General features: G+C 46.2%; 21 protein-coding genes. 13 read left to right on the top strand and 8 right to left on the bottom strand.

The genetic code is table 11. The annotated features are described in order from the left end of the window. Positions 1 to 65 precede the first annotated feature (65 nt). From BLCOC_RS25145 to BLCOC_RS25090, 12 genes are all read left to right on the top strand, one after another. The gene (locus BLCOC_RS25145; RefSeq protein ID WP_115623737.1) at positions 66 to 1535 is read left to right on the top strand and encodes a SpaA isopeptide-forming pilin-related protein; all 1470 of its coding nucleotides are present in this window, start codon (positions 66 to 68) and stop codon (positions 1533 to 1535) included. Positions 1536 to 1635: 100 nt separating this feature from the next. Continuing rightward, on the top strand, positions 1636 to 2535 hold the full coding sequence (locus tag BLCOC_RS25140; protein ID WP_115623736.1) for a class C sortase: 900 nt from the start codon (positions 1636 to 1638) through the stop codon (positions 2533 to 2535). A 3-nt stretch (positions 2536 to 2538) separates the two neighbouring features. Continuing rightward, entirely contained in the window at positions 2539 to 3411 is an 873-nt protein-coding gene (locus BLCOC_RS25135; RefSeq protein ID WP_115623735.1) for a class C sortase, read from the top strand. Between the two features lie 46 nt (positions 3412 to 3457). Then, complete coding sequence (locus BLCOC_RS25130) at positions 3458 to 4438, top strand: DUF5979 domain-containing protein (RefSeq protein ID WP_242999106.1); 981 nt, start codon at positions 3458 to 3460, stop codon at positions 4436 to 4438. 14 nt (positions 4439 to 4452) lie between these two features. Beyond that, positions 4453 to 4953 carry a hypothetical protein gene (locus BLCOC_RS25125; RefSeq protein ID WP_018593389.1) on the top strand — a complete coding sequence of 167 codons (501 nt, stop codon included), beginning with the start codon at positions 4453 to 4455 and terminating at the stop codon, positions 4951 to 4953. Beyond that, positions 4953 to 5711 carry a hypothetical protein gene (locus BLCOC_RS25120; RefSeq protein WP_018593388.1) on the top strand — a complete coding sequence of 253 codons (759 nt, stop codon included), beginning with the start codon at positions 4953 to 4955 and terminating at the stop codon, positions 5709 to 5711. The genes BLCOC_RS25125 and BLCOC_RS25120 overlap by 1 nt, the downstream gene beginning before the upstream one ends. A 12-nt stretch (positions 5712 to 5723) precedes the next feature. Beyond that, on the top strand, positions 5724 to 6515 hold the full coding sequence (locus BLCOC_RS25115; protein ID WP_115623733.1) for a sortase B protein-sorting domain-containing protein: 792 nt from the start codon (positions 5724 to 5726) through the stop codon (positions 6513 to 6515). Beyond that, complete coding sequence (locus BLCOC_RS25110; RefSeq protein WP_115623732.1) at positions 6512 to 7561, top strand: MucBP domain-containing protein; 1050 nt, start codon at positions 6512 to 6514, stop codon at positions 7559 to 7561. The genes BLCOC_RS25115 and BLCOC_RS25110 overlap by 4 nt, the downstream gene beginning before the upstream one ends. Before the next feature lie 42 nt (positions 7562 to 7603). Continuing rightward, the gene (locus BLCOC_RS25105) at positions 7604 to 8125 is read left to right on the top strand and encodes a signal peptidase I (RefSeq protein ID WP_115623731.1); all 522 of its coding nucleotides are present in this window, start codon (positions 7604 to 7606) and stop codon (positions 8123 to 8125) included. Positions 8126 to 8139: 14 nt separating this feature from the next. After that, positions 8140 to 8412: a hypothetical protein gene (locus BLCOC_RS25100; RefSeq protein ID WP_115623730.1), complete on the top strand. Its 273-nt coding sequence runs from the start codon at positions 8140 to 8142 to the stop codon at positions 8410 to 8412. A gap of 60 nt (positions 8413 to 8472) precedes the next feature. Further along, positions 8473 to 8646, top strand: a complete 174-nt coding sequence (locus BLCOC_RS25095) for a hypothetical protein (protein ID WP_018593383.1) — start codon at positions 8473 to 8475, stop codon at positions 8644 to 8646. Positions 8647 to 8684: 38 nt separating this feature from the next. Next, the gene (locus BLCOC_RS25090) at positions 8685 to 9065 is read left to right on the top strand and encodes a hypothetical protein (protein ID WP_131918418.1); all 381 of its coding nucleotides are present in this window, start codon (positions 8685 to 8687) and stop codon (positions 9063 to 9065) included. A 542-nt stretch (positions 9066 to 9607) separates the two neighbouring features. Here BLCOC_RS25090 and BLCOC_RS25085 read toward each other — a convergent pair. Next, positions 9608 to 10894 carry an IS110 family RNA-guided transposase gene (locus BLCOC_RS25085; RefSeq protein ID WP_040198432.1) on the bottom strand — a complete coding sequence of 429 codons (1287 nt, stop codon included), beginning with the start codon at positions 10892 to 10894 and terminating at the stop codon, positions 9608 to 9610. A gap of 319 nt (positions 10895 to 11213) precedes the next feature. Between BLCOC_RS25085 and ilvD the strand changes: the two genes are divergently transcribed. Continuing rightward, positions 11214 to 12944, top strand: a complete 1731-nt coding sequence (gene ilvD, locus BLCOC_RS25080; RefSeq protein WP_115623728.1) for a dihydroxy-acid dehydratase — start codon at positions 11214 to 11216, stop codon at positions 12942 to 12944. Between the two features lie 173 nt (positions 12945 to 13117). Here the strand turns inward: ilvD and BLCOC_RS25075 are convergent, their stop codons facing one another. Genes BLCOC_RS25075 through BLCOC_RS25045 form a run of 7 tightly spaced genes read right to left on the bottom strand, consistent with a single transcriptional unit; the run spans position 13118 to position 20236 of the window. Continuing rightward, complete coding sequence (locus tag BLCOC_RS25075) at positions 13118 to 13675, bottom strand: histidine phosphatase family protein (protein WP_115623727.1); 558 nt, start codon at positions 13673 to 13675, stop codon at positions 13118 to 13120. Next, the gene (locus tag BLCOC_RS25070; RefSeq protein ID WP_115623726.1) at positions 13641 to 15299 is read right to left on the bottom strand and encodes a DVU_1553 family AMP-dependent CoA ligase; all 1659 of its coding nucleotides are present in this window, start codon (positions 15297 to 15299) and stop codon (positions 13641 to 13643) included. The genes BLCOC_RS25075 and BLCOC_RS25070 overlap by 35 nt, the downstream gene beginning before the upstream one ends. Next, positions 15290 to 16987, bottom strand: a complete 1698-nt coding sequence (trsS, locus tag BLCOC_RS25065) for a radical SAM (seleno)protein TrsS (RefSeq protein ID WP_115623725.1) — start codon at positions 16985 to 16987, stop codon at positions 15290 to 15292. Before trsS ends, BLCOC_RS25070 begins: the two co-directional genes overlap by 10 nt. Further along, on the bottom strand, positions 16977 to 18101 hold the full coding sequence (locus tag BLCOC_RS25060; RefSeq protein ID WP_115623724.1) for an aminotransferase class V-fold PLP-dependent enzyme: 1125 nt from the start codon (positions 18099 to 18101) through the stop codon (positions 16977 to 16979). The genes trsS and BLCOC_RS25060 overlap by 11 nt, the downstream gene beginning before the upstream one ends. Next, the gene (locus BLCOC_RS25055) at positions 18098 to 19204 is read right to left on the bottom strand and encodes a DVU_1551 family NTP transferase (RefSeq protein ID WP_115623723.1); all 1107 of its coding nucleotides are present in this window, start codon (positions 19202 to 19204) and stop codon (positions 18098 to 18100) included. Before BLCOC_RS25055 ends, BLCOC_RS25060 begins: the two co-directional genes overlap by 4 nt. Then, positions 19201 to 19629 (bottom strand): DVU_1555 family C-GCAxxG-C-C protein, encoded by a 429-nt coding sequence (locus tag BLCOC_RS25050; RefSeq protein ID WP_162149892.1) that lies wholly within the window; start codon positions 19627 to 19629, stop codon positions 19201 to 19203. The genes BLCOC_RS25055 and BLCOC_RS25050 overlap by 4 nt, the downstream gene beginning before the upstream one ends. Next, a complete protein-coding gene (locus tag BLCOC_RS25045; RefSeq protein WP_115623721.1) occupies positions 19583 to 20236 on the bottom strand; it encodes a class I SAM-dependent methyltransferase in 654 nt (217 codons plus the stop codon). The genes BLCOC_RS25050 and BLCOC_RS25045 overlap by 47 nt, the downstream gene beginning before the upstream one ends. Positions 20237 to 20239: the final 3 nt, after the last annotated feature.

Raw genomic sequence — 20239 nt, 5'->3', positions numbered from 1 at the left:
AGCATTTAAGAACAAATGCATTAAAATAATGGGTATGTCCCACAAAAAGAAAAGGAGATAGAATTATGAAAAAAATCAGAAAGATTTTTGCAGTGTTATTATCACTGGCAATGGTGCTCGGAATGAGCATGACGACGTTTGCTGCAGAAGAAACAGGAAAAACAGAAACAACGAACGCAAAAGTTACGGTGTCTGGAAATGGTATCACAGATGTAGGAACAGGTGGAACAGCCGCAACAGTAAAATATTTACAGATTGTAGAACCTAATAGAACGTCAGTAGATGGTTATGCAATTAAGAATGAATTCGCAAGTTACTTTGGTGAAATAACAGTTAAAAATTTAATTGAGATGGCAAAGGGAGAGTCAGTAAATGAGAATGCAGCTGCTGGAAAATTAAATTCAAATAAAGATTTAGCTACAATTTTGCAGAGTATTGCTTCAGCAAAAGCAAGTGATATGATAACGGCAGATGAGGCGAGTTTTACAGCTGAACAGGGTGGCTTATATTTAATCACAGCATCCCTGACCGGTTATACCTATTCACCAATGCTTGTATATGTTCCGGTTAACTCAACAGATAGTATTAATGTAACTGCAAAAGGTGCTCCAGATGAGATTATTAAAGCTGTAGAAGAGGGTGGGGAATCTGTAGAGGAAGGTCAGGAAGTTCCTTATACAATTGATTCTACTTATCCATATTATGGACCACAGTACGAGAATGTAAAATATGTCATTACAGATAAATTGACAAATGCAACATTCATGCAGGATACTCTCCAGATTACAGGAGCAGGAACTGATAAAGACGCTTATAAAGTTGAATATAATACAGACAACAATGTAATGACAATCACTTTCAAGTATAATCGCACATTAGCAGGAAACGCAGTAAGAATTACATATAAAGCAAAGGTTGGCAAAGTATCTGTGGCAAATCCTTTGACAAATACTGTTGACAGAGATACAGCAACTGGAGAAGATGGTGATTCAATAACCAGAACAAGATATGAGGTAATTTCTAATCCAGTTAAATTGGTATTTAATAAAGTTGATGCATCTAATGTAGAACATTTACTTAATAATGCAGAATTTAGTTTATATAATGCGTCAAATGATAAATTGATTCGTGAAAAGATTACAGGTGTTGATGGTGTGTTTACTATTGATGGTTTAGATGCACAGGAAAAATATTATGTAGTTGAGACAAAAGCTCCAGACGGATACAAATTGGATACAACTAAGTATATGTTAGAAAGATCAACTAAAGACGATAAACCAGATGTTAAGCACGAAACAGTTACAGATACCGATGGAGTTGAGGTTAATGTTATAACTACAACACATATATTTGCGGATGATTTCCATGTAAATGCAAATAAGGGTGATGCGGCAAATACAATCCCTAATACTACACTTTCTTCCCTGCCATCCACAGGTGGAATCGGTACAACAATCTTCACCATCGGCGGATGCCTTATCATGATTGTAGCAGCAGGCCTGTTCTTCGCAAGCCGCAGAAAATCTGCTAAATAATCATTCCTAACAATATGCAGTAAATCTAAGCAACATCTAATGCCGGGGCGGTCGGCCCGCCCCGGCATTTTAGAAAAATACAACAATAAGGAGAGTCCGGATGAAAAAAAGAACACACATAATCATTGTATCCCTTCTGTTTTTAGCCGGTTTGTCCTTGCTGCTGTATCCCTTCGTATCCAATCAATGGAATAACTACAGACAGAGTAAACTGATCAGCAGTTATGAGGAAACGGTAAATGAAAAAAACGCAGCGGGTGAGATAGACTACAAAGTCGAAGAAGACCGGGCGGAAGCCTACAACAATGCTCTTCTTCCCAGTATCCTCCCAGACTCCTTTGCCGTAGCAGAAGCTTCCGAGGAAGACGAGGAATATATGTCTTGTCTTAACCTCACAGGTGATGGTATGATGGGATATGTAGAAATCCCTAAAATCAATATCAAAATCCCTGTTTTTCACACTACGGAGGATGAGGTACTTCAAAAAGCAGCAGGCCATCTGGAAGGAAGTTCCCTTCCCATTGGAGGAGAGAGCACACATGCTGTTATTTCCGCTCACAGAGGACTGCCAAGTGCTACTCTGTTCACAGATCTTGACAAGTTAAAGGAAGGCGACCATTTCCTTCTCTATATATTAGATGATATCCTCTGCTATGAAGTGGATAAGATATCAGTAGTAGAACCTGACCAGACAGAAAGCCTTGCAGTGGAGGAAGGAAAAGATTTAGTTACCCTTTTTACTTGTACACCATATGGTGTGAACAGCCAGAGACTTCTTGTCCGTGGACATCGTGTTCCTTATGAGGAGGCTGAGATGGAAGAAACACCAACTTCCCTTCTGACCGGTGTAAGTATGCACACAAGCTATTTGTTCTGGGTAATTGTTGGTCTGACAGTGACAGCAGCCTTTGTTATTTTCCTCTATATCCGTGAAAAGAAATTAAGAGCAAAACTTAATGAAAAGGAAGAACAGGAGAATGAGGAGCTGACGGACAAATAAATTATGAAGAGAAAAATTTCAACGATTCTGTTCGCGTTATTATTTCTGGCAGGGTTCGGAATACTGATCTATCCGACTGTTTCCGATCAATGGAACACATACCGCCAGAGTAAGCTGATAAGCAGCTATGAAGATGTTATCAATGAAATGACACCTGAAGACTTTACAAAAGAATGGGAGGCCGCAAGAGCCTTTGATGAATCCCTGACACAAAACAATCTATATGGCGATGTGTTCGGCGAGGACAAAGTAGAACTGGAAAATACAGAATACTGGAAAGTTCTTAACGTTAACAACGACGGAGTGATGGGATACCTTTCCATCCCCAAGATCAACATAAAAGTTGCTATTTACCATGGCACAGGAGATGACGTTCTCCAGACCGGAGTAGGCCACCTAAACGGAACAAAATTACCGATCGGAGGCGAAAGTACACATAGTGTGCTGGCCGCCCACAGGGGACTTCCAAGTGCCAGATTATTTACCGATATTGACCAGTTAAAACGCGGAGATTTGTTTTACATCCACGTGCTGGACGATACATTAGCCTATGAGGTTGACCAGATCCTCACCATGATAGACAAAGACGACAGGGAAACCCTGGATGGTGCAATGGCGATCGAAGAAGGTCAGGATTATGTAACATTGTTTACTTGCACTCCGTACGGTGTAAACTCCCACAGACTTTTAGTCCGCGGACATCGGGTACCGTATACCGGAGAGGAAGAAATAGAAAGCACACCGGTCCAGTCCATGCTGAAAGCAGTACAGAATTATTATATGCTGTATCTGATACTTGGATTGTCGGTAACATTACTAGTGATACTTTTAATGAGATTCCTGTTTAAACCACGGAAAAAGAACAAAAAGGAATAAGGTGGTCAAAGGGGAATGAGTTTTCAGAGGAGGGTAAAATGTGAAGATGAAAAAGACAATAAAAAAAGGAAGTGCATTGGCTCTGGCTCTGGCATTGATGCTTTCCGCAACCATACTGCCTAAGGTATATGCAGCCTTTGGCATTGATACAGAAAAAAGCTGTTCCCTGACCTTTGAACTGGACGGAACATATCAGGAGCTGAATGGTCTGACCATCCCCATTCATTTATACAGAGTGGCAGATGTAGAGGAAAATGGTGAGTACAAAGTATTACCCGGATATGAAGATTTGGATCTGGCATCCATAAATGACAAGACAACTGCTGAGGATTGGGAAAAACTTGCAGGAAAAGCATCTGAACTAGTGGAGAATCAGTCCGCTGTTCCGGACGCTGAGGTACAGATGCAAAAACCCGATGGTGGAGACAAATCCACAGTAACTGCAGATAATCTTTCTACAGGCATGTACCTGGTGATCGCAGAGTCGGTGCAGTCGGCAGCGTACACATATGATTTTATACCGTATCTGATTTCTCTGCCAAACAACTACTACGGCCAGACACAGGATGATACCTGGGTATATGATGTGACTACAGGATTAAAACCGTCACAGACACAGAGGTACGGAGATTTAGTCATAGACAAAACACTTACTGCATATAACGCCACATTAGGCGGAGCTGATTTCATTTTCCAGGTGGAGGCAGAAAGAGATTTTGAAGTGGTGTACAGCAATGTGGTATCTATTTCCTTTGATGCACCAGGAACCAAAAGTGTAAAAATTGAGCATATCCCGGCAGGAGCTGCTGTTACAGTAACTGAAGTGTACAGCGGTGCAAGCTATGAATTGACTTCCGACGGGACACAGCAGACAGTGATTGCCGCGGATGACACAGTGGGTGTCTCATTTGAAAACACATATGACCACCGCAATAACGGCGGCAGCAGTGTAGTCAACCGGTTCACATATAATGATGGCGACTGGGATTGGGAACAGCAGAAAGACAGTACAGGTGAGCAGGAGTAAAGGAGGATGGAGCGATGAAGAAGAAATTCAATAAGAAAAGCCTTTGTCTGGCAGCAGCAGCTCTTGCCCTCACTGCAGGTTTATCAGTGAACAGCGCTATGGCTTATTTCACTACCTATACGACTGCAGCAGGTGATGTGACCATTAGCCTTGGTTCTACCGTGACAATTCCGGAAGAGACAGTCAGCGACTGGACAAAACATATTGTGATCAAGAATACAGGAGATTATGAGTGCTATGTCCGTGTGAAAGTTTTTGCAGGAGAGAAATATCAGGACGGACTCCAATATCAGGGGAGCCAAAAGTGGTCTCCCGGAGAAAATGATTACTATTACTACAGTGATATAGTTCCGGCAGGCGGTGAAACGGAGGAACTCCAGGTTAAAATTGATTCTAAAGACAGTGAGGAAGAATTTAATGTTATCGTAGCCCAGGAGTGCACACCGGTATTATACGACAATGAAGGTAAGCCATATGCAGACTGGAACGCAAAGCAAGAGGAGGATGGTAAATAATGAAAAAGAAGAAAAAACCCTTTTCTGTTAAACCAGTTATCCTTCTCTCGGCATCAGCACTGCTTCTGTTGGGAAGCACCGTTGGAAGTGCACGGGCAGCGCTTACATATTACAGTGAAAATTATTCTGTCCAGATGAGCACATCCAATATTGGTGTGAGTCTGTTAGAAAATGGTGACAAAATAAGCTACAGGGATTATAATGAAGACAATGAGTGGAATGAAAATACAGGAACTCTCTTGTCAGATTTAAAGGATGAAAAACTGGTACTGGGCAAAACATATGATGAGAAACTCAGTGTCACAAACAGCGGATCCATTGACAGTTATGTCAGAGTCATTCTCTATAAGAGCTGGTCAAAAGCCGATGGTGAAAAGGTGGTCAAAGATACAACACTTTCTCCGGCCCTTATCGATTTAAACCTTACCGGCAATGGCTGGACAGTAGATCAGAATGCTTCTACAAAAGAACGTACGGTCCTGTATTATAACAGCATTCTTCCCGCCGGGGAAACCACTCCTGAGTTCGCAGATACACTGCGGATCGACCCGGCATTAGGCAAGAAGGTAACAGAACATGAGACGGTAGATGAAAATGGTTACAAGACGATCACCACAGTTTATGATTATGACGGCTACAGTTTCCAGGTGGAAGCCGAAGTGGATGCTGTTCAGACACATAATGCGCAGGATGCCATAAAAAGTGCCTGGGGCGTGGATGTAAATGTTGCAGCAAACGGAGATATCAGCTTACGATAGGAGGTACAGAATATGAAAAAGAAAATTTTGTGCCTTGTCATGGCAGCGATCATGACCGTAGGCACAGCGGCGACTGCATATGCAGAGGATTTTAAAAGTGATAAAAACTGGCAGGTAGATTTTGACGGAGACAAAATGAACAGCAATTTCAGTTCCAAAGATATGGCTGAGGAGATATACGGAATCCTTCCCGGTGATACCATGGAGCTGCAGGTAAAGATAAAGAATTCCGGTGAAGAACAGACAGACTGGTATATGTCCAATGAAGTTCTGGAAAGTCTGGAAGAGGGAAGCAAGGCAGAAGGCGGAGCTTACACATATGTATTGACATACTATGATCCATCCGGTGAAGAGGCAGTCTTGTTTGACAGTGAAACTGTAGGCGGAGAGGGTTCATCCCGTGTGGGTAAGGGCCTTGAGCAGGCTACAGATTCCCTTGATGATTTCTTCTACCTGGACAGACTGGATGCAGGAAAAGCAGCTTCTGTTCACCTGAGAGTTGTCTTAGACGGTGAGACACAGGGCAATGGCTACCAGGACACACTGGCTCGTCTGCAGATGAATTTTGCAGTAGAGAAGGTAGCGCCATCCACTGTCACAGTGAAGGGTAAGGATACTGTCATAAGAAAGACAGTTACAGGCGAATCCAATACCGTGAAAAAGACCATCACCCGTCCTAAGACAGGAGATACCACCAATATTCTCCTTTTCAGCACAGCAGCATTAGTCAGCGGATTGGTACTGCTGCTTCTGGGAGTTGCCGCAATGAAAAAACGCCATGAGAAAGGGGAGCTGAAGTCATGAAGAAGTTGAAAATGATTCTGACATCTTTGCTTACTGTCTGCATGCTCTTTGGTTCATCTGTGATCAGCGTTTTTGCAGCGGAGGAGGAATATACCTATACAGCAACCTTTTTTGCGGGCAACCAGGGCACGTTTTCCGGAATTGACGGGTTATCTGTGGAGAGTACAGGGACACCGGTTATAGATACGCAGAGTGACAAGGTTGTAGTGAGCGGTTTGAAATTAGGCGATAAAGTATCCTTTGATGTCCAGAACGGTGCTGTAGCACTGGGAGATTCCAGCAAGTATTATGTGAAAGGTGTCCGGATAAGCGGGCGTGACAATAATTCTCTTGAAACATCTGCATTTCACGTAAACGGAGACAGAGATTTTGTCGTTGCTTACGGAATCCAGGGCGATATGGTTGGCTATACTGTAAACTATCAGGATGAGGAAGGCAACCAACTGGCTCCCAGCCGTACCTATTACGGCAATATAGGCGATAAACCGGTGGTGGCATACCTGTATGTGGAAAATTACACGCCGCAGGCTTTAGCACTGACCAAGACGCTTTCTTCCAATGAATCTCAGAATGTATTTACATTCGTATATACACCGGTAACCACAGAAACCGTAACCGTACCCGGCGAGACAACAACTGTGACAACTGTTGTGCCAGGAACTACCACTACAGAGACAACTGTTGTGGAGACACCGGCGGCAGGTACTCCTGCAGCAGGAACAACAGGAGCAGCCGGTACTGAGGGCGCCGCAGGAACAGCCGGAGCCGCAGGTGAAGCGGGAACAGCCGGTGCTGAAGGAACCGCAGGTACAGCAGGAGCAGGTACCGAAGAGGGAACACAGGTTATAGAGCCGGAGGAAGTTCCCCAGGGTAATCAGGATGTTGTTGACTTAGATGAGGATGAAACACCTCTGGCAGATAATCCTGAAGAGACCAAAGAAAAGGTGAAAAAAGGTCTTCCCCTTGCAGCCGGTATTGCGATCGGAGTCGGAGCAGTTGCAGCCCTTTCGGGATTGGCAGTATTTCTGATCAGACGCCGCAGATGATTTGTAAGAAAAATGCATAGGTAACAGAAAGGATATCCTGTTTTGAGCAAGAAGAAGAAAAAGGATAAAAAAAGCCCAGTGTCTGTGATTTGCAGTGCACTGGGCACTGTTTTATTAGTAGGTCTGGTGCTTGTTTGCCTTCCCATTACAGCAACCAGGCTTTTTGGCTATGATGCTTATTCCGTGGTGAGCGGAAGCATGGAGCCTGCAATTCCTACGGGAAGCCTGGTATATGTACAGGAAGCAGCGCCGGAGGATATGGAAAAGGATGATGTAATCGCTTTCTACGGCGCAAAGGATTCAAACGCCATAATCACCCATAGGGTCGTAGAAAACAAAGTTGTCATGGGTGAATTTATCACCAAAGGCGATGCCAATAAGACGGAGGATATGAATCCGGTACCCTATAGTAATTTTATAGGTAAAGTGGTGTATTCCATTCCTGTTCTGGGAAGTATTGCGGAGGCACTTACCAGCACAATGGGAAAAATCATAGCAGGTGGTGTGATCGCCGCGGCCTTGATCCTGGAAGTTATAGCATCTGCTGTCCGAAGGCGTGAATAATATGAGTATAAAAGATGCAGCTGAGCAGCCGGAATTCAAGGATTCTAGCTGCGCTTTTTGCTGTTCTGCTGTATATTTATACCATTACAGCGTTTTGCTTTGCAGAAATAAAACTTCAATATAGTAATGATGTAATGCTTTTTGTAATGCTGTTTCAAGTACAATATTCTTATAATATTATAGATAGTCGCGATTCAGCAGCCAGTCAAAAAGCCCCGATACCAAAGGCGGTTTCGGCCGTATTCTTCTCTTTCACTGTAAGGGCGCTGAACCGTTATTTACCATAGATCATTAATCTAGATTGTAACAATACCTACCGGGTGTAATAAAATGTTGTGAGGGATAAAATGGCAAAAGACGCAGAAACCTTTGTGATCAAAATAGAAGGCAGTAAAGATGCCACATGGCAGGGTGATGTTACATGGGCGGAAGAGCAGAGTGAAAAGCATTTTCGCAGTGCACTGGAATTGATAAAATTTATTGACGGAGCCTTGATACAGGCGGAGAAAAGTAAGGATTAGTTATGGAATAGTTATATGACAAGGGAAAGGAGTGCATTATGAAACATAAAAGATTAACAAAGATAATCTTGCCGTTCACATTATGCATAGCAATAGCTCTTGGCAATATAACCATTGTTCGAGCAGAACAAGACTTGTCCGGTGAAAGTAATGTGAACAGTCAGCAGTCAAAACAGACAGACCGGACGAATCAGGCAGACCAGACAAATCAGACAAATCGGTCAGGGCAGACAGACCAGATAAACCAGACAGATCAGGAAGAAAGCACAGTCATAATAAACGGTGAAGAGGTGCCGCTGAGTGAGGGTGAAAACATAACAAAGAATGATAACACAGGCCTTTTGTGTGTGGGCGTATTTGCAGGAGTTCTTGTTCTGGCAGGAGCCAGGGAATTTAAGATCCGAAAACATATCAAGTAATTTTGTTAAAATACCTCCCTATATAGTCAAGTGTTTTTTCCTTATTTTTCAAGGAATTTTTAGTTACATATCTCAGATGAATGAGCCGTGAAGATGGGTATTTCTGTGTATCTGGTACGAAAATAGCTGATTTTGGGCATACAAAATAAAACGTCTCATTATTCCGCTTTATATGGCCTTGTGTATGCCCCTCCATCTATGGCAGCTTACCTCCCGTGTCTACCAGGATCATCCCACCTGTCGGTGTGAGTCCTAACTTCCTTCGTTCTGCCTGCCCATATCCAGGGTGTCAGCTTAGCTCCTTTGCAGGGTCTTGCCCTATGGTATTTATTTCTGCCGACTACTGGCTCATTCTTTATTTTAAGTCTTACTGACCTGTTAATATCCTTCCTGTACCGGCACCTTTCGGTGGACGTTTTTCCGGTCCATCCCTGATATTTCCAGCTTTTCTGTCATAGCTGGATTCAGCTTTCAATCCTCTTTGAAAGTTCAATCCAACCATGACAGAGCAGTGCTTTTAGTACTTGGATCGTTTGGTTTCGTTATGCTGTCTGCATCTGCGGATGCTTGATATCACCCAGCAGCCTTGCAGCGTCATAATCGACTCCTTTTGTCAGGATCGTATAAAACACCCTGATCACCTTACATGCCACTGCCACTACTGACTGCATCTTTTTCAGCGGATTCTCTTTTCTCGTCCGATAGTATTCATGGATCTCTCGAAATTCCGCATTCTTTCCGACTAGTGATATCGCCGCTTCATACAGTACATATCTCAGTCGTTTTCTTCCTCGGTAGCTGATACGGCTCTCTCCATTATGCTTGCCTGAATCGTTCGCCACGATCGCATAGCCTGCAAGCTTTTGCAGCTGTTTGGGGTTGTCAAAACGTCTAATGTCGCCCACCTCTGCAATAAATCCACTTACTGTCACCATACCGATCCCTTTGATCTCCAGCAGCTTATCTATATATGGTATTTCTTTCAGCTTACCTTCTATCTTTTGCACCAGTTCTTCCAGTCTTGATGTATATACATCCATGTCGTCCAGCAGATTTTTCAGTTCCATTCTCGCTGCCTCCGGTGCTTCCTTACTGCCTACGCTGTGCTCTGCAGCTGATACCAGGGTCTTTGCCCTCTTCATTCCAGCCCCTCTCAGCTTTGCGTCTCTCCAGATCTGGTTTACACCTTCCACGCCCAACTTCCCGATGTCCTCCGGCAGCGGCGCTGCCTTCAGTATCATCCGCCCGCTGACTGCCTTTAAATCCCTATAAACGTCTTTGTATTCAGGAAAGTAAATGGCAAACCATCTGGCAATGCGGTTCTTGATCCGGGTAACTTCCTCCTGTGTCTGGAAGCGTAGATTGGATAAGCTTCTCATCTCTGCATAAATCCCGGTTGGTATATAAGGGTAGGAAAAACGTCCCTCATTCACCAGTGCGGCAATCGTCTTTGGATCTTTGCGGTCATTTTTATTAGGATTGTTATCATCCAGTTCCTTGGATTTCTTGACATGATGGGGATTTACATGCACAGGTTTCATTCCGTTGTCCTGCAGGAACTTTCCTAAAGCGAACCAATAGTGTCCTGTTGGCTCCATTCCGGGAATTACAGCGGTTTTACCATTCTTTTCTTGTATTTCCTCGATCCATGCCTTAAATGTAAGGAACCCTGCTTGTGTATTGCTGAAAATCAAAGGTTTTCTGGTAAACTCGAAATTTCTCCAGTCAAATGCTCTCGCATAGTGCGTTTCGCTTCCGACATCAATACCAACGATCAAAGTTTTTTCAGTTATGGATGCAATTTTTGTGTTCTGTGTGTTACAATTCATTTTAGATACCTCTCTGTTTAATAAGATTTTATACTAACCGCCAAAGTCAGTAATCTTATTTTACACTGAGGTATTTTTTTCTCAACCTTCTTTCTTGGAATTCCCTATATTTGAATTATACAGGAAGCTCCTTTATGAAACAAGTACAAGAGCCGCAGAACAGAGTAATCTCTTTGTTCCGCGGCTTTTGTACTGTCATGATCCAATTTACAGTAGTCAAATCCGTTAAAAAGTTGTAATATGAAAGCATCAAATAATCTATAAAGAAGGGGTAACTGTTCAATACCCTCACGGTTACAAGAAAGGATACATAAACACTATGAACCACAAACAAAAAAGTGCTCCCCAGCGTCTCCTTTGGTCCCAGTTCGACGCCCTGCAGATGGGCTCCGGATGGGATGAGGAGGACGTTAAGAAACCTCAGATCCTGCTGGAAGATGTCTTCGGCGACAGCCACCCCGGCAGTACACACCTGTCGGGCCTCATGGAACAGGCAAAATACGGAGTCTTTGAAAAAGGCGGTTATCCGGCCCAGTATCACACTACAGATATCTGCGACGGATGTGCCCAGGGTCATGACGGCATGAACTATATCCTGGCCTCACGTGAAGCTATCTGCGACATGATAGAGGTGCACGGCTCTGTATACCCTTGGGACGGGATGATACTCTCTGCGTCCTGCGACAAGTCCATTCCAGCCCAGCTAAAGGCAGCGGCACGTCTGGATATGCCCACGATCTTCATTCCGGGAGGAAGCATGCGCCCTGGCCCGGACATGACTACATCCCTGGTTGCCGGCGATATTTCTCTTCGTCAGAAACGCCAGGGTGCAGTCACAGAGCAGGAGATCAGGGATTACAAACTGACAGGATGCCCTTCCTGTGGAGCGTGTACATTCCTTGGAACTGCCAGCACCATGCAGTGTATGGCAGAGGCCCTCGGCATGGCTCTGCCGGGTACTGCTGTTATGCCGGCTACCATGCGGGACATTTTTGCATATTCCAGAAAAGCAGGACGGAAGATCATGGAACTGGTTGAGAGGGATATCACGGCAGGTGCTGTTATGACAAGAGAAGCATTTGAAAATGCCATTATCATTCACAGCGCTATCGGCGGTTCCACGAATGCCACCATACATCTCCCATCTATAGCAAGAGAGCTTGGAATCATACTGGAACCGGAACTCTTTGACGATTTGAACCACAAAGTTCCCCATATTGGCAATATTAATCCAAGTGGACAGCATCTGACAGAATCCTTCTGGTTTGCCGGCGGAATACCTATGGTCCAGTTGTACTTAAAAGACATGCTGCATCTGGATGTCATGACTGTGACAGGCAAAACTCTGGGTGAAAATCTGCAGGATTTGGAAGAGGACAATTTCTTTGCCCGTAATCTGGGATATCTGCATAATTATGGTCTGGAGCGTGATCAGGTCATCTTCCCTGTGGAAAAAGCAGAGGAGAAGGGTTCTATTGCTGTTTTAAAGGGTAACCTTGCACCTGAAGGGGCAGTTATCAAATACTCAGCCTGCATCAGCACTATGCGGGAACACAAAGGCCCTGCGAAGGTCTATAACCGTGAAGAGGATGCCTATCAGGCTGTTGTGGACGGTAAGATAGACCCGGGTGATATTCTCGTTATCCGCTACGAAGGCCCAAGAGGAACCGGTATGCCGGAAATGCTCATGACTACAGAGGCGATCGTCTGTGATGAACGTCTTAACGGCACTGTTGCCCTGGTAACAGACGGACGTTTTTCAGGGGCGACAAGAGGAGCGGCGATTGGCCATGTTTCCCCCGAAGCTGCAGCAGGAGGCCCACTGGCTTTTATTGAGACAGGTGATATCCTGGAATACAGCGTAGAGAACAGGCGCCTGGATGTAGTGGGAATCCAGGGAAAAGAACTCTCTCCGGGAGAGATAGAGGATGTCCTTAAAAAACGTTCCGAATCCGGCATTCTGCCCCGCCCAAAACGGAAAGGGCTGTTTGGCCGCTACACAAGCCATGCGATGTCAGCTATGAAAGGCGCAGGTTACGAAGAAGCATAAAAATCGGCAGCGGCAGATATTCTGCCGCTGCTAAACATAAAATCAACTCAAGAATAAAATCAATTCAAGAATTAAATCAACTCAAGAATTAAACCAACTCAAGAATTAAATCAACGTAAGAATCAAATCAACGTAAGAATCAGATTAACTCAAGAATCAGATTAACTCAAGAATCAGTTCAACTCAAGATAATCCCCATAGCCAAGAGAATAGTCAAACAACCGGTCCAGCGGTCTGTTCTCATACAGGCACAAAAGACTGCGTATTACCCCTATATGAGTTACAAACAAAATCGTGTCATTTGCATCCGCATCTGCTGTGGCCCGGCAGACCATGGCATTTGCCCGTGTCTGCACCTCCCGGAACGTTTCTCCGCGCGGAGCCGGATGATCTGCCATTGCGCGTCCACGCTCCTCATAATGAAGGGGATATCGTTCTTTTATGGCAGAAAAGGTAAGATTCTCCCATTCTCCCATATGAATTTCTGCCAGACCTTCTGCAAAATAAATACCACAGCAGAAAAACTGACTCAATATGCAGACACTTTGTATACAGCGCAGAAGTGGACTGCAGTAAATGATATTGGGCATGTAGATGTTTTTCAGCCGTACTGCGCTTTCTTCCATTTGTTTTCTTCCGTAAGGAGACAGGGGATAATCCGTCTGGCCAATACATCGTCGGGAGTCCGGTTCAATATCAGGCATACCATGCCGCATGAAGATCAAATTCATATTTACCTCTAATTTTAACTTTCCGTTTCCCTGCACGGCAGTCTAAAATATGACTCAGACCGGAACAGGAAATACATACCTCGTTGAAATAGATATCTAATCCGGCGTCACTAAGAAGTTTATTTATCGTTATGTCTATATCGTTTCTATCGATATAACATCTATTCATACGGTTTCTGTAGTTATAGTTTTTGTAGTTACAGTTTCCGTCGCTGCAGTTTCCGTTGCTATAGATTATATTGTTACAGTTTCCATCAGCACAGTTTCCGTCGCTACAATTCTCATCGCTGCAGTTTTTGTGGTTACAGTTTTCGTCACTACAGTTCTCATCGCTACAGATTCCATCACTACAGATTCCATCGCTACAGATTCCGTCGCCGCAGTTCCCATCGCTACAGCTCCCATCGTTACAGTTTTCACTAGTAAAGTTTCTATCCATACAGTTTCCATTCGCACTGCTTATATCTATGCTATTTTTATCTGCACAGATCCTCTCCACACAAAACCTATCGTCCATAAACTTTAATCCAAGGGTAAGCCTTTTAACATCAGGTTCATACTCCGCATTATAATCGACCAGTAGATCCATGGAAAACAGGGCTTCATCCAGTTTTGCTATCATACCTCCAAAGCCCAGCCGTCCTCCGCATTCCAGCCGCTTTAACCGGCTGCCGCAGGCGCAGGTTCCCGGAAGCAGCCTGGCAAAATCGCCGGTCCGGTAACGCAGAAGCGGCATTCCTTTTCTGGTAAGTGTGGTGACCACAAGCTCCCCCCACTCACCATCTTCCAGAACCTCATGAGTCACAGGATGCACAATTTCCGCATAGATATCATTCTCCCGGATATGCATTCCATCATGCGCGCCGCATTCAAGGGCACATCCCAATCCGGTCTCCGTCATGCCAAAATGATTGTATACTTCACATCCAAGAGCAGATGCAATTCTTTCCCGCACCGGCAGAGCCAGATAGTCCGTACTTAAAAGTACAGCTTTTAAGGGCAGGTGTATCCCCCGTTTTCTGCAGTATTCACCAAGCGCGAGGAACTGTACAGGGATTCCCACTGCACAGGAAATCCGGTTTTCCAGTATGGCTTTTGCGCAGTTCGCCAAATCATCCATCAGTCCGTATCCAACCGGCTGCACACCCAGCCTTTTCAGTCCCCGGATCAGCAGATCTCCCACACACCCTTCTGCTTTGAATGGAAGAAATACCATCACGGCTTCCCCCTCTGAGGTCAGTTCAGACATTCCGTGATGAAAAAAGCTGACGGTTAATTCCTGGTCCCCGGCAGTATAAAAAATACGTTTGGGACGGCCTTCCGTTCCTGAAGTCTGTAAAGTCACCACCCGGCTGATATCTCCCTGAGAGACGCACAGCATAGAAAGTCCGGCATCTGCCAGGTCCTGCCCGTCCATCAGGGGAAAGGACGCAAACTCTTCCAGAGATTCCGGTAGTGCGTGACCCGAGAGTCTTTTCCGGTACCATGGGCTGTTTGCGCCTGCATAGACCAAAAGATTTCGGATTTTTTTGAGCTGCCAGTCAGACAGAGCTTTTCGGGAGGAGAGAGACAACATTTCTTTTTTCTCTATCCAGGTATCCAGTACACTTCTTTTTACGGGCATTTATGATATCCTTTCTCGTGTCCTCGGTATTTACAGGTGCCGTCCTCGGCGGTCAGGTTATAGGCACAAAATGGGATGAGACGTACATTTTCTTCCCCGGTAACCACGTGGATATAACATTCCTTCAGCCTTTCAAGATCCAGTGTCCAGGCGTCCATAAATCCCATGGCGGAGACTGCCAGGCTGTATTGCTCCAGACGATCAAGAAAGTTGTCAAGAGAACTGGTATCGCAGCAGGACGAAGTGCTCCGGGAGGGGGAATCCGTACAGCAGCAGTCCTTTTGAGGCGCTGACCACTGCTTTGCCACAAATTCCCGGGCCTTTTTAGAGGAATCGGCTGTTCCGCACCCGCATGATGTTCCAGTACGCCACGGCTGCAGTTTCCCGTCGGCCTGAAGTATAAAATTTCCGCTGAAAGAACAATAGGGATTTTCCGCGTTGCCAGGTGAAAAATCTTTAGCCTTCATCTGCCCTTTTGTCTGGACTTCAATTGCCCGAAGAAGTTCAGGAAGCGTATAACGGTCTTTGGGCAGCCGTTGGTCATACCTTCCGAAATGACTTGCAGGCTGGAAATGCACGCCTCTCACCACTGGCATATGCTCCAGGGCAAAGTCGAGGATATGACCGATCTCACCGTCATTGACACCCGGTACGATGACAGGGACAAGCACAACTCCCACACCTGCCCTTTGGCAGGCTGCTATGGCATCCAGCTTTGCCTGAAGAAGCTCCCTTCCCCTTAGCTTCCGGTATGTCTCCTCACTCAGCCCGTCAAACTGCAGAAATACACAGTCAAGGCCGGCATCAGCCAGGTTTTTCAGATAATCAAAATCTTTACCGATGCGTATGCCGTTGGTATTGAGCTGGAAAAAGGGAAATCCCATCTCTTTTCCCATACGGATAATGTGGGCCAGATCATCCCGCATGGCAGGTTCCCCGCCGGATAACTGTATATTAAATGGACCGCCCATGTGCATCATAGCCTGAAAACGATGTCTGATATTTTCCAGGTCAGGCTCATTCAAAGAAAAACTCTGTTTGGCAGAGTTCTCAGCCTGTGAAGCTGCAAAGCATACGGGACACTCAAGATTACAACGGTTCGTCACCTCCAGCAGCACACAGCAGGTGCGCTGCCGGTGTTCCGGACAAAGCCCGCAGTCATCGGGACATCCCTTGTCTGATGCGACCGCGGGTGCCACAGGCGCCGTAAAACAGCGCTCTCTGTCAAAGGTCCGGTATGCCGGAGGTCCGTTCCAGATGAGAGCGCGGAAATCTCCGTGTTCGGGGCAGGACTTCTCCAGATATACCTGATCCCCCACTTGGACCTTCTGCGCGTCCAGCCGTCTGAGGCAGACAGGACAGACACTTTCTGTTTTCCCCATAACTTCCGGCTGGTCCGTACCGCCGCATAACCGTCTTTCAAAATCCGATTTCTTCTCTTCCCATGTATCCTCAGGAAACCCGGCTTTGATCACATTTTCATTGAGGACCCCTTTTAGCTGAATCCCTTCATCTGTATCCAGCATAAAGAAAGGCCTTCTGAAATCCCGCCTCACCTTCATCCTGCCCCAGTATGACATTTTTTCCAAAAGAGCATCATTTACAGGTGAGGAGAGTGTATAGATGTATGATTTTGCATTGGCGAAACAGTTGTCCGCCTTTTCACAGCCCAGTATTTTAATTTCCATTGAAAATCTCCTTTAAAGCGCTGATGACCTGGTAAACCTCCTCTGGTGTGGTGAACCTGGACAGGCTGAACCTGACCGTTCCGTCCCTGCCGGCCCCTATATACGGGAAAATGTGGGGCGCGCAGTGAAGCCCGGTACGGCAGATAATGTCAAAACTGCCGCTCAGCATATCCCCGATATCTGCGGGGGCGTAATCCGGTGAGGTGAAGGTAAGCACAGGTGTACGGCCGCCGGTTACAGGTACTACAGAGCATCCAAGGCCTTTTAAAGTGTCCTCCAGCATATAGACATATTCCAACAGCCTGTGTAGATCAAAAGGATGATCTTCCGCCCATGCAAGCATTTCGCCCAAAACCTCCATGCCCTGTTCGTTTTGTGTGCCTGCCTCCAGACGGATGGGATAATCCACAGGCATTTCATCCAGATCAGAATAGATTCCGGTTCCCCCTGTAAAGACAGGAGCAAGCTCTATATCCGGTGAAACATACAGCGCTCCGGTACCCTGAGGGCCAAGCAGGTATTTATGTCCGGTAAAGGCTGCCATATCCACATTCCACAGGGCCGGCAGGACAGGGATTACACCCGCGGTCTGTGCGGCATCCAGAAAAACAGCAGCACCGGCTTTTTTAGCCTCATCTGCGATCACTGCGGCGTCATTTACCGCGCCTGTCACATTGGACGCATGGGTAATGATTACCATACGAGGATGAAGACTTGCCAGCGCTTCCCGGTAAACACCCATATCCAGACGCCCGCTTTTGTCGGTATCCAGCTCATAGTAGCGGATCATCCCGCGTTTTTGGAGGCTGTATAAGGGACGCAGCACGGAATTATGTTCCGCCCGGCTGGTCAGTACAACATCACCTTTTGACCAGGGGAATCCGAGAAGCCCCATATTAAGGGCATGTGTGGCATTTGGTGCATAGATGATACGCCTGCTGTCATCTATATGCAGCAGCTTTGCCAGCCGCTGACGGCAGGAAATAGGTACCTTTGCCTCCCGGTAAGTGGAGCGTGTTCCGTGCCCGGGTATTTTGACTGACGCCCGCTGCCAGGCATCAGCAAATATGGGCGGCTTCGGAAAAGAAGTTGCAGAGTTGTTCAGATAGATCATGGTTTTTCACCCCTTATCATTTCATACAGATGTTCTGCGGTTTTCCTGTCTCTCTCCAGACATGCCAGCGCATCCGGATTTCCTGCAAACCTTTCTGCCTTCTGCCGGAAACGCTCTGATAGATCTACCCTCCGGTCTTCGATCACCAGGCGGTCAGCCAGATAGAGCAGAGTAACTTCGTTGACAGTGTCCCATAACTGCGGCGGCAATTGTCTGTGATATCTTATACACTCCGCAATACGGCAGCAGCCCATAAGCTCCAGGATATCTGCCGCTGCCTCAGCGTGATGCGGCTGTCCCTTTTGCATATCGTGCAGAAGCGCGGCCCGGGACAGTATCTTTTGGTCTATATGGATGTTGTGTTTCGCGCTGTACTCTTCTGCAAGCTGCCGTGCCGTTTCTTCCACAGCTATACAGTGTGCGCGTACGCGGGAAGGGGTCTTGACGTAATTCCAGATATCCTCGCACACCTGAGTGTTGGGAATGCCCCTGTTTTTTGCCGCTTCTTTCAGACGTTCATAGTCCTTTGGCAGATCGGCGTCCTCCAGGATCTCCGGGTCCGGCACCTCCAGGATTTTTGTGTCATCCCTAAAAAGCTCCAGGACACCGTGCATTCCGTTATCTCCTCTGTAATCCGCCAGTGCCTCTATGACAGGTCTGGTAAAAAGAGGAGGATGTCCTGTTTCTCCATGGTAGGAGGGTAGAAGGACTGCAGACGGAAATGCCCTGTGATGTGCTATGAGTTCCCGTATGGTGAAAGGGGACACAAGCGCCACATCAGCAGGGCATAAAAATACGGCATTGGCCCGGGGCGGGAGAGACTGCAGTCCAAGACGGATGGATTCCAGCATATCAGTCTCGTCATAGGCATTATTTTCCACAATAAAGACACCGGCCTTTTCCAGAATTGGAATCATCTTCTGCTTCCGGTATCCGACAACAGTTATAATGTTGTGCAGCCCGGCATCCTGAAAATTCTTCAGGGTGGATTCCAGGATGCACTTGTCACTCAGCGGCAGCAGGGGTTTAAACTGCTTCATGCGCCGGGAACATCCGGCGGCCGCGATCACTACATAAATATCATCATATTTTTTTTGACTCAATCAATCACACCATTCTCGCTTAAAAGCATTGTCAATTTTTCCTGGCATGCTTCCAGTAGGGGAAGGCATACAGCAAATGTTTTAGAAAAGTCATGACCCAGTATGGAGCTGCAGTCTGTGCCTCCGTCCGGGGTTCCGAATTCTTCCTGAAACCAGTTTACATAATCTTGGACGATTTTTTGAAACTGATTGTGTTCAATCTCTTCCGTGCTGCCTCTTCCGGCGAAATACCCCAGTACGCAGCAGCCTCCAGTGAGGGCACCGCATTCCTTTTGACAGTGGCCCATACCGCCTGTTAGTCCGCTCATGGCCCGTATCAGATCAGGGTTTTCACACCCGTCTGTCTCCAGTGCCAGCATCATGAGGATCTGGCTGCACTCAAAGCCCTGCATGCCCAGTTCCATCAGATATTCCCTGAGTTCCACAGATATCCTGCCCCCTTTCTTTTTTTCGCAGTATCGCGTAATAGTAACTAAGATTGTCGGGAGTGATTTTTCTGCCCTCCAGACAGAGCGGAGGACAGGCCCGTTCATTTTTCCAGATCCACTGGCTGATGTAACTTCTCAGACAAGGAGTGGCGTTTTCCAGATACAAAAGTTCAAAATTATAGGTTTCAGGCCAGGTAGGCCGGCGTCCGAGTTCAAATATATCGGATACCAGAAAGATACCGCCCGGCTCCAAGATCCGCAGCACTTCAGGAAGTACCTTACCTGTGTCCATAACAGATAAGGTACACTCTGCCAGGACACCCTGAAAAAAGTGTTCCTTCCACGGGAGAAGGGAGGCGTCTCCTTTTACCAGATATGCCTCATGCTTGTCTGTTCTTAAGTCAATGCCCTCTGCCTGAAAATCCATGCTCCGCAGCAGTTTTACGGTCTCCCCGCTGCCGCAGCCCAGATCCAGAAGACGGCTGTGCTTTGTCAGCCATCCGCCCTGGAGTGCCCTTTGTATCATTCTCTTTGTCAGCATTTGGCCTCCCGGATGGGAGGCCGCCTGGTCTGCCCAGATGTCATTTTCCATTAATTCTGTCATTTA

It is taken from the genome of Blautia coccoides (assembly GCF_034355335.1).
In the GTDB taxonomy this organism is placed as follows: Bacteria; Bacillota; Clostridia; order Lachnospirales; family Lachnospiraceae; genus Blautia; species Blautia producta.
This window is presented reverse-complemented; position numbering and strand designations above follow the sequence as displayed.